This window comes from Peribacillus sp. P4_C12 (assembly GCF_056402095.1).
This window is the reverse complement of the sequence record NZ_JBFUIB010000478.1, coordinates 1-2,756: the sequence shown is the minus strand read 5'-3', so window position 1 is coordinate 2,756 and position 2,756 is coordinate 1. Positions and strand designations below refer to the sequence as shown.

At 34.5% G+C, this 2,756-nt stretch carries 2 protein-coding genes and 1 pseudogene; 1 reads left to right on the top strand and 2 read right to left on the bottom strand.

From position 1 onward, the window contains the following. Positions 1 to 1,091: sodium-dependent transporter (locus AC1DUW_RS25175; protein ID WP_477643754.1), on the top strand; the 1,091-nt coding region annotated here is incomplete at its 5' end. 800 nt (positions 1,092 to 1,891) lie between these two features. Here AC1DUW_RS25175 and AC1DUW_RS25170 read toward each other — a convergent pair. Both AC1DUW_RS25170 and AC1DUW_RS25165 read right to left on the bottom strand, forming a co-directional pair. Continuing rightward, positions 1,892 to 2,062, bottom strand: a pseudogene (locus tag AC1DUW_RS25170) (DUF1641 domain-containing protein); the annotation flags it as partial. A 357-nt stretch (positions 2,063 to 2,419) separates the two neighbouring features. Continuing rightward, positions 2,420 to 2,566: a carboxymuconolactone decarboxylase family protein gene (locus AC1DUW_RS25165; protein ID WP_161804913.1), complete on the bottom strand. Its 147-nt coding sequence runs from the start codon at positions 2,564 to 2,566 to the stop codon at positions 2,420 to 2,422. Positions 2,567 to 2,756 lie beyond the last annotated feature (190 nt).

Below are 2,756 nucleotides of genomic sequence, written 5' to 3'. Positions count from 1 at the left end.
TAGGGGTATTTACCTGTTTTCTTTTATTGTCTTTTTATAGTGTAATTGGTGGTTGGATTGTTATTTATTTTGCAAAAGGTTTATTTGGTGGAATAATTAGTGAGGGCGCAGATTATGGATCTGTTTTTAACGAGACGATTGGAAATCCTATCTTGGTGAATGTAGCTCAATTTGCATTTTTGGCGATTACCGTTTTAGTTGTAGCAAAGGGGATTCAAAATGGCATTGAAAAAGTAAATAAAATTTTGATGCCCGCTTTATTTTTACTATTTTTTGTTCTAATCATTCGCTCACTAACACTCGATAACGCTATGGAAGGTGTGAAGTTCTTTCTAGCACCTGATTTCTCGAATATTACATCTCAAAGTATTCTGTATGCGATGGGTCAAGCGTTTTTCTCCTTAAGTGTCGGCGTATCAGTAATGGTTACTTATAGTTCATATCTTTCAAAAAAAGAAAGCTTAATTCAACCGGCCATTTCAATCGTTACAATGAATTTATTCATTGCTTTATTAGCAGGATTAGCAATCTTCCCAGCTGTATTTTCACTAGGTTTAGAACCAGCTGAAGGACCTGGTTTGTTGTTTGTTGTACTGCCTGCTGTGTTTAATCAAATTGTTTTTGGAGAAGTTTTCTTATTAGGTTTTTTAGCATTATTTTTATTTGCCACATTAACTTCGGCTTTTTCTATGTTAGAAATAATTGTCGCATCACTAATTAAAGGAAAAGTGGAGAAGCGAACAAAATATGCATTTATTATTGGTGTTTTAATTTTTGCAGTAGGAATTCCCTCTGCATTATCCTATAGTGTTTTTGCTGATATGTTAATCTTCTCGAAAAATTTATTTGATTCAGCCGATTATTTAGTTAGTAATATATTAATGCCACTAGGAGTGTTTTTAATCTCTATTTTCGTACCACTTAAGATTAAGAAAAGCACTTTGAGAGAGGAACTATTACAGCATTCTCGTTTAGGGGCTTCTGCATTTAATATATGGTTTTTTATAATGAGGTTCATTATTCCTTTAGTTATTATCATCGTATTTCTTGATAGTACTGGAATACTTGATAAAATAGTTGCGATTTTTTAGTATGAAACCACTCACTTTTTGAGAGCTTATTATGAGTGAATCAAAAGCTCTGAAAGCTAGCAGAGATTCTGCCTAACTTCAGCACTTTTTTATAAAAAAACGGATAAATAAGGGGTATGGCGAAGCCAAAGTGATATGGGCATCAGAAATACCGAAAAAAGCTTAAAAAAATGAAGATGGGAAAGATGGGCTTGGTTATAAGATTGACAAGGTTGGGGTCGGCGGTTCGAGCCCATCACAGTTCATTTAATTGGAAAGGTTGGAATCCTTGATTTATCAAGGGTTACAGCCTTTTTTGTTTGTACTTTTTTGTGGAGGAAATGAGATAGAAAAACTACAATTTTAGATTGTATAGCAGGTTCGTTTAATAGAAATACAAGAACTGTTAGGGAAAATGTGTGTTTTGATAGGGGAATTGGTCAATCTATGGCATAGACGATGATGGCGAATTATTCCAGACCTTTCAGATAAAGAACGTGCTTCAACTTGAGTAGAAATCAAGAATCTTGGGTCAACAAACCATAGGGCTTCTGTTAACATGCATATGGGTTTTCCCTGTAATAATTCCGTGCTGATGCAGTCCTGCTCATTGTAAACTTTCAGCTGTTTTCAAGTGTTACTTTGATTTTCATCCGTGTCCTGCATAGCGGAAAAGGAACCGAATATTTTTGCTGAAATATGATAAAAACAATCTCTGCTTACCTCACGTATTTTCCAATGAATGGTTGGGAATAACAATTTGGATCCCTACGATTGAAGGAACGGCTGCTCATTTTGCCATCTTTGAACCTGAACTTTAGCAAGTTTTGAGCTAAATCGTAAGTTTTTGTTAAAAGATTTACAACCTCAGTTAACTTTGGTAGTTGCTCCACTAAAGTAGTTAGTGATTCTTGAACTTCAGGTTTTAATAATTGATCAAGTAGATCCGTTTTACCAAATGCTTGTTGAGCTTGAGTCAATTCTTCTGACATATCCAATTTTCCTTTTTATCTGTATTTCCGCTAAGCTTATTTGTTTTAATAACTCTTGTAAAACATATTCCGACAATCGATTAGGATTAGATATTAAATTTTTTCTTCCAAGCCATAGTAGGAACGATGACAGAAGAAAGAACCAGAAATCATATACCCTAATCAAGTCGATGAAGAAAAGAACGACATATTCAGGATTGGAGACTGAATATCTCAAAAACCTTATTATGCTTTAGCTTAAGCACTTTGAGATGGCTTTAGCTGTCGACGTTTATGTCCAAATCCACCTGCTTTAGCATGTGGTTGTTTAAGGCGTGTTAGGGGTACATTATGATGCCGACATTTCTAATTACCTAATTATTTCATTTCTTTGAGCAAAAACGTTTTAACCGCTTTTGGACCGTTCAAGACACGCGGGAAGCCTGTATATGGAATCAAGAGCACGACAGTTCCAACAATTTCATTTGGATTGATCCAATGGAAGTCCCGACGCGTTTTTTCCATGTTATTTCATCCCAAATATTATTTGTATTTGACAGAAATAAGTATAACGCAGTTTTTTAAGTCGTCAAATACATATTATTCATTCAAAGTATTCCTATTTTTCATGATTAAAAGGTAAATCTGCAGAAATATACTGGATAAATTCACGAACTGCAGGTGAAGGGTGTTTCTTTTTTTTCGATATCAATCC

Excerpts from the sequence above, each read along its gene's own strand:
- AC1DUW_RS25165 (WP_161804913.1), bottom strand. The coding sequence starts at position 2,566 with ATGGAAAAAACGCGTCGGGACTTCCATTGGATCAATCCAAATGAAATT.